Genomic DNA, 6,817 nt, shown 5'->3' with positions numbered 1-6,817 from the left:
CTCTGCTGGCAACGCCTGAACGCCCTACCCACACCCACCTGACCAGCAACAACCGTCCCAGCGAGCCGGAAAGGGCCGCACCCCGGGAATCGGAGACCCGGCACACCGTCGTGACAGACGACGCACACACCTCACACCATAAGGGACAAAACGGTCAAGCCGAAAGCCGTACCAAGGGATCAATACCCTCTGACGGATCGAGGTCGATGCCGGGCCCGAGCGGAGCTGCCGGGTCGACAAAAGGCCTATCGGAGACTTGATGCAGATATGCAGCTTAGGCATATTTAAGGTCTTCGTCGTGTCTATAGGCATCTTCGAGGAAGGGGTGCTCCCCAGTGCGTATGAGGGGAAAGGTGATCCGATATTGACGACCACGACTGTGGGTGATTGAGTAATCTCGACTAGTCATCGTTAGCGCCGCGCGCGTGTTGCTTCGTCAACGAGGATCGGAGAATGGCATGAGACGATCGGCGGCGGCCGTGATTGCGGTTGCCCTGGGACTGTCCACTCTCGCGGTGGGAAGTCCGGCATGGGCAAACCCGACAGGTTGTTCCCAGGGCAACCCGGTCATTTCTCAGGACTCTGGCTACATGACCGCGTACAACGATGCCACATGCGGCACGTCCGTGACCCGCACCTTCCGTGTCGAGATCAAGAGGAACGTCGACGTCCTTCCCGACCCCGTGGTGTCCAGCTACGACGACTACTGGACGGGCCAGCACTACTATGCTGAGACGAGTAGCTGTGACGGCGGGCGGTCCGCCAAATACTATGGTCGATCGTTTTTCACGTCCCACCCCACCTACGAGGACACCGGAAACCTCACGGTGACTACCTGCTGAACTGACGCAAATCGGGGGACCCGCGATGGACGATCCGATCATGGGACACGGATTGACGCAGCAGTACGGGAAGCGGAATGTGTTTCGCGGCCTCGATGTCGTCGTCCCGGCTGGCGTGACGGTTCTGTTGGGGCCGAATGGCGCTGGGAAGACAACGCTTCTGCACACCATTGTGGGTCTCAAGCGCCCCGAGGCGGGGAGCCTTCACGTTCTCGGCCGGGATGTGCTGCGCCGCGGCGGTCTTCGGACCGTCGCGGCGCGGATCGGTTTCCTGCCGCAGGTCGTGTCTCACTATCCCGGCTACACCGTCCGGGAGTCCGTCTCCTACGCCGCATGGCTCAAGGGTGTACCAGAGCGAGACATCGGTCTGAAGGTGAATCGGGCTCTGCGGGTTATGAGCCTGTCCGGCCGAGCCGGGTCACGGATGGGCAGCCTGTCCGGCGGGCTGCTGCGCCGGGCCGGTATCGCGCAGGCACTCGTGCACGAGCCTGATCTGGTCATTCTCGATGAGCCAGCGGCCGGCTTGGATCCCCAGCAGCGCATCGAGCTGCGCCGCGTCCTGCGAAAGGTCGCCGGATCGGCCACCGTGCTGGTCAGCACTCACGTGGTGGACGATGCCCGGCACGTCGCGGACACCATCATCGTTCTCAACGAGGGTGCGGTGGTGTTCACCGGGACGGTCGCTGGGCTGGAGGACCTCGCCCAGCCGGGGGTGGATGGGGACAGTGATCTGGAGCGCGGCTACCTCACCGCGCTGCGACAGCCAGTGGTGCCCGCGTGACCCCGCTCCGCATCGAGTTGCGCCGAGGGCCGGGCTTGTGGATCCTGCCTTTCTTGGTAGGGGTCGGCGTGTTCATGTCCCGCGCCCAGTTGGACACCGACACGGTCTGGTCGTACGCAACCGGCGCGGTGACGAGCGCTCCCATGCTGATGGCCCCGTTGGCGGTGGGCACGGCCTCGTGGGCGGGAGGCCGATCACAGCGCCGCGGTGCCCGCCATGCCTGGCTGTTGGCGGGACGAAATCCTGCGCAGGCGCCTCTGGTCGAGGCTGGCGTGCTGGTGGCCTGCGCCAGTGTGGCGTACGCCCTAGTCGCAGCGGTGACGCTGCTGCCCACGGCAACAGCCGCCACCTGGGGCGGCCCCCTCTGGTGGTGGCTGATCTCGGCCGGGGTCGGGTTCGCCGCCACCGTCTCGGTCGCCTATGGCGTGGGCGTGCTGCTGCCGGGGCGGTTCACCCCGTTCATCGTTGCGCTGCTCACCTACCTGGCCGCGACCTGGAACCTCGGGCAGTACGGCACCTGGTACGCGTTGTTCCCATTCACTGTCGAGCTGATCCTGCCGTTCAGCACACCGCACACTCCGACCATGCAGGGGCAGTTGCTGTGGTTCACCGGCCTGGGGCTCCTAGCCCTGGCGCTAGTCGCCGTGAAGGTGCATTCCTCCGCTCGGGTGGTGATCCCGGCGATCGGGGCATCTCTGGCCCTGGCCGTCAGCGGTGCAGCGATAGTGATCGGCGAGAACGGCCGCTACGTCGACGTGAACCGCCACATCGTATGGTCCTGTTCGGGCAACTCACCTCAGGTGTGTATCCACCCTGCCTTCGCCACCAGCCTCACCCCGATCAGTCAGCGGGCGCAAGCGATCAGCCAACGTCTGGCCTCCACGCCGTTCGCCGTCAGCCGGGTCGAGCAGCGGCCCCGAGGCGTGGGCGGCCAGCCCACGCCCGGCGCGATCGCGTACGCCCTCGACACACCCACCACCGATCACTACGACCGCGCAGGCCTCGACATCGCCATCGCCGCTCTCGGCGTCGACTCCTGCGGCCATGGCCCCCAACGTGACAGAACCGCTCACGCCATGGCCCAGATCCTCGTCGCCTGGGCCGTCGCCGACGAGAAGCTGTTCACACCACGCGACCCCGGACACCACCAGGCCAAGGTCCGTTTCTTCAACCTGCCCCTGACAGGCCAGCAGCAGTGGCTCACCGCCCACGCCGACGCCGTGCGAACCTGCTCCCTGACCCCACAGTCATTCACGTGACCGGCCTCCGTCTACTACTGAAGTCCCGACGAGTGGCATCGCTGCTGCTGGCCCTCATCGCTGTCGCGGTTGTCTCGCGCGAACTCGGAGGCCAGTACCTGTTCATCGGCGCCACCCAGCCGATCCCGCTACCGTGGGCGGCGGTCCTGCCCGCGATCACCGCCTACCTCACCACAGCCGCAGCATGGTCGGCACTGCCCCTGGATGAGCACCTCGCCGTCCACCGCATCGACCTCTACGACATGCTCTACCTCACCGTGGCCGTCCTAATCAGCACCGGACTGGTCGCATGGGCAGCACAGCCGCTCACCGGCACCATCACCGAGCCCGGCGCAATACGCAACTACCTCGGCCTGCTCGGCTACTCCCTCCTCGGAGCCGCCGCCTTCCGCCTCAGCATGGGCTGGACGATTCCCACCACCCTGTTCACCACCGGGCTGGTCGCCGCCGGCACCGGTGCCGACCTTCCCCCGCTGGACTGGCCAGCCCGCCACGACAGTGAGCCGACGTCCTGGGCCATCAGCATCGCGATCCTGCTCGCCGGCATCGCCGCGTTCGCCAGCCCTACCCGCCGGCGCGCCCACGCGCTACGAGCGGCACGCACCGAACCCGACTAGGTCTGCCCAGTCCACGCGACCCCTACGACGCCATTTGCGGCCTGAGCCCCCTGAGCCCCCCACCTCGTCGGCTATTTGGTGTGAAGGGGCGCCCCTGGGCGAACGATTCAGCGCTGGGAATTGCCGAGGGCAAGGCGGCTGCTCATGTCGAGCTTGACCTCGCCGTACGGCGCGACGTGGGTCCAGAACAGCGGGGTGAGGCCGCGCCTGTCGGCGTCGGTGAGCTGAGCGGACCATTCGTCGTCAGCGAGGATGTCCTGGACCATCAACGTGTTGACATAGACCAGGGCGGCCTGCAGTACACGCAGGCAGAGCACGGACAATTCCTGCTCGTCGCGGCGGTTGGTGGCGATGTCGCCGCCCTTGCCGAAGAAGATCACGCTGTTGGCCCGGTTCCACGACTCGACGACGTTGAGGCCTTCGTTGATCTCGCGTTGCAGGTCGCGGTTGCGCAGGTAGCGGGCGACAAAGATGGTGCGCTGGGCGCGGCCGACCTCGATCATCGCCTGGTAGGTGGGGTGGATCGCGTTGGCCCGGGTGAACCTGCGCAGGATCGCCTCGGTGCTTGCGGTGCCGGCCCGGATCGCGGTTGCGTATTTGATCATTTGGTCGTACTGCTCGGCGATGATGTCCCAGCGGATCGGCCGCGACAGCGCCGGAGCGAGCCGCGGGTACATCTCGGGCTCGCCAGCAGCTGGCCGGTAGAGCCGGACCTTGTTGATCCGCTTGATCCTGGGGAGCAGGTCGAAGCCGAGCAGCCGGGTGATACCGAAGCCGACCTCGGACTGGCCGTGGGAGTCGACGTAGTTGCCCTCGACCTCCATGGTGGTGCCGTGCCGCATCGCGCCCTCGACCATCGCGGCGACCTCGGACGCGGTGCAGGAGATGAGCTGGGAGTGGATGGCCATGCTCTTGCGCTCGACGTGCCAGTAGATGAGCACGCCGCGGCCGCCGTAGCGGGAGTGCCACTCGGTGAAGATGTTCTGGTCGAACGCGCCGAAGTGCGTCGAGTCCGACGCAACCGCGCTGGACCCGGCGCCCCAGACGGTCTGAGCCCGGGCCGCGAACGTGGCGTTGGCGATCTCGGTCGCGATCGTGCGGGCGACCTCGGCGGTCAGGTACCGGCGCCGCACGTAGCGGATGTCGTCCTCGCTGTGCCCGAGCACCGCGTTCCCGGCGATCGCCCGGATCCCGGTGTTCGTGCCGTACGCGTAAATGGTCAGCAGCAGCCGCTCGGCCAGGACCTCCGGGGCGAGGTCACCGCGGCCGGCTGTGCCGGTGACGCCGGCGAGGCAGCCGGTGCGCAGCACCGCCTCCTTGAGCATGTCGATCAGCGGAACGGTGCCCCACCGGGTCCGGACCTCGTTCTTGAGCCGGCGCAGGTTCCGCGGCTCGGGCGCGGCGTCCAGATCGGTCAGCTTGATCGCGCCGTTCTTGCCCCGATCGGCGATCTCCAGCCAGGCCAGCTTCGGCAGGCCGGTGTCGAGCGCGGTCAGCTCGGCGCGCATCTCCTCGCGCAGCTGGTCGATGAACGCGGTCGGGTCGAGGGGTTTGCGCAGGGCTGCGTAGTGGGCGTCGCGGTGGGCCTCGAAGTCGTGCGGGAGGTCCTGGTCGGGGTTGCGCCACTTGTCGGCGCCGACGACCCAGATCTCCTTACAGCGCAGCTGCTCGCGCAGCGCCTGGAAGGTGCAGACCTCGTACACGCTGCGGACCACCCGTCGGCCGGCCTTGCCGGCGTCCTTGTAGACCAGGGTGGTCCAGTCGCCGAGCACGCCCTTGTGGCTGGGCACGCTCTCGCCGGCCGGGTAGTAGGTGATGCGGGCGTCGGCGTGCCGCCGGATCAGGTCCAGGGCGTCGAGGACCGGCCGGTGGGTGGCATTGTTGGACCGGAACTCAAGCACGTCGAGCAGTTCGATCAGGCCGCGCCGGTAGTGGTTGGAGTAGGACGCCTTCAGCGTCGTCTGCACGGTGCGTCGATACACCGGGCCCTTAGTCTTGAACTCGTGGACGAGCTCGCGCAGGGTCTGCTCTCCGCCGGAAACCGCCGGGTAGACCACCTTCCGGACGGCGTCGTCGGGTCGCTCCAGCGCAGCCTCGGCGATCGCGAACAGCAAGTTCTCCTTGCCGGTGACCCGCTTGAACGCGTTGACCAGTTCCTCGGTGACCTTCCGGTCTGCGCGGGCGCCGATCCTGTGCACCGTGGAGGTCAGCAACTCCACCAGGGTGTCGGTAATCTCCCGCAGCCGGGTGTGCAACAGCGCGGCGAGCAGGGCCAGTAGCAGCGCATCGGGGTGATCGCGCAGATGCGATGGGGACTCCACCATGGCGCGGGCGCGCCAGCCTGCGAGGACGCGTGGGGCGACGTCGGTGAACAGGTCACCGGGCAGCCCGATCGCCCGGGTGGCTCGCAGCTTGCGGATCTCGGTGAGCATCGACTCCATACTCACGTTGCCCGGCACTGACTTGATCAGCGCCAGCACCGACTCCTCGCCTGCGTTGTCGTCCGGGACCTCGACCGCGACCAGGGCGCGCAGCCAGGCGGCGACGTCGACGGGTAGCCGGGCCGCGAGACGAGTGGTCAGTGCCTGCTCGCCCTGGTGCAGTGCCGAGCGCACGATCCGGTCGACCCGGCCGGTCGCCGGCGGCTCGATCCGCTCGGCCCGGCATCTCCCGAGCAACTCGCCGCGGACCAGCTCCGGGCGCCGCTCGGCCTCGCACACCGTGGCGGCCAGCCACTGCGTCAGCTGCTCCGCGTCGGCCACCGAGCACTCCCGAAAGCCGAGATGACTCCGGATCTGCGCCCGGTGGTACTCGATCGTGCGGCCCGTCCACTCGTAGAGTCCGAGCGCGGCTGGCTCGACGCTGACCTGGCGGGCCACGAACTCCACCGCCTGGCCCGGCAGCTCACCACGTCCACGGGGGAAGCGGCCGACCTGCGTGTAGAACTTCAGCAGCAGCGCGAACCCGAGCCGGGTCGGCCCGCGCTTGCCCGCGATCAGCTCCCGCTCGTCGTCCAGAAGTGTCCAGTGCTCGACAAGCTCATCGAGATCCAGCGATCGCGCCATAGCCGGAGATCATGACCTACCCGACTTTGAACTCAGCACCCGGGCTCACCCTGCTCTCCCTCGACGGCACTGATCAGGGCGATCACTTTCGTTTGCGGCTGGTGACACGTTTCTTACCAGCACCCCCAGTAGCGCGAGACGGCGGTGCTGGGTGATCGGGGTCTGCTGGCCAGGACGGTGCGGAGGTATTCGCAGCCTCGGCATGAGCCTGGCGCGGTTGGCCCAGGCCAGGAATGGTTTGAGGAGTTGGCGC

5 protein-coding genes are annotated in these 6,817 nt (G+C 67.4%); 4 read left to right on the top strand and 1 reads right to left on the bottom strand.

The window, feature by feature from the left end; translation table 11 throughout:
- Positions 1-590: 590 nt before the first annotated feature.
- The 4 genes from F8271_RS28945 to F8271_RS28930 are packed head-to-tail and all read left to right on the top strand — an operon-like array spanning position 591 to position 3,499.
- Complete coding sequence (locus F8271_RS28945) at positions 591-842, top strand: hypothetical protein (RefSeq protein WP_151493006.1); 252 nt, start codon at positions 591-593, stop codon at positions 840-842.
- Positions 843-867: 25 nt separating this feature from the next.
- Positions 868-1,623, top strand: coding sequence for an ABC transporter ATP-binding protein (locus tag F8271_RS28940; protein WP_151493005.1), 756 nt, complete (start codon positions 868-870; stop codon positions 1,621-1,623).
- On the top strand, positions 1,620-2,882 hold the full coding sequence (locus tag F8271_RS28935) for a hypothetical protein (protein WP_151493004.1): 1,263 nt from the start codon (positions 1,620-1,622) through the stop codon (positions 2,880-2,882). The genes F8271_RS28940 and F8271_RS28935 overlap by 4 nt, the downstream gene beginning before the upstream one ends.
- Complete coding sequence (locus tag F8271_RS28930) at positions 2,879-3,499, top strand: hypothetical protein (RefSeq protein ID WP_151493003.1); 621 nt, start codon at positions 2,879-2,881, stop codon at positions 3,497-3,499. The genes F8271_RS28935 and F8271_RS28930 overlap by 4 nt, the downstream gene beginning before the upstream one ends.
- Before the next feature lie 107 nt (positions 3,500-3,606).
- On the opposite strand, the gene F8271_RS28925 is transcribed toward F8271_RS28930, so the two are convergent.
- Positions 3,607-6,564, bottom strand: a complete 2,958-nt coding sequence (locus F8271_RS28925; RefSeq protein WP_151493002.1) for a Tn3 family transposase — start codon at positions 6,562-6,564, stop codon at positions 3,607-3,609.
- Positions 6,565-6,817: the final 253 nt, after the last annotated feature.

This window comes from Micromonospora sp. ALFpr18c, from assembly GCF_008868155.1.
In the GTDB taxonomy this organism is placed as follows: domain Bacteria; phylum Actinomycetota; class Actinomycetes; order Mycobacteriales; family Micromonosporaceae; genus Micromonospora.
Note: the sequence above shows the minus strand (reverse complement) of the source record. Positions and strands in the feature narration are given on the sequence as shown.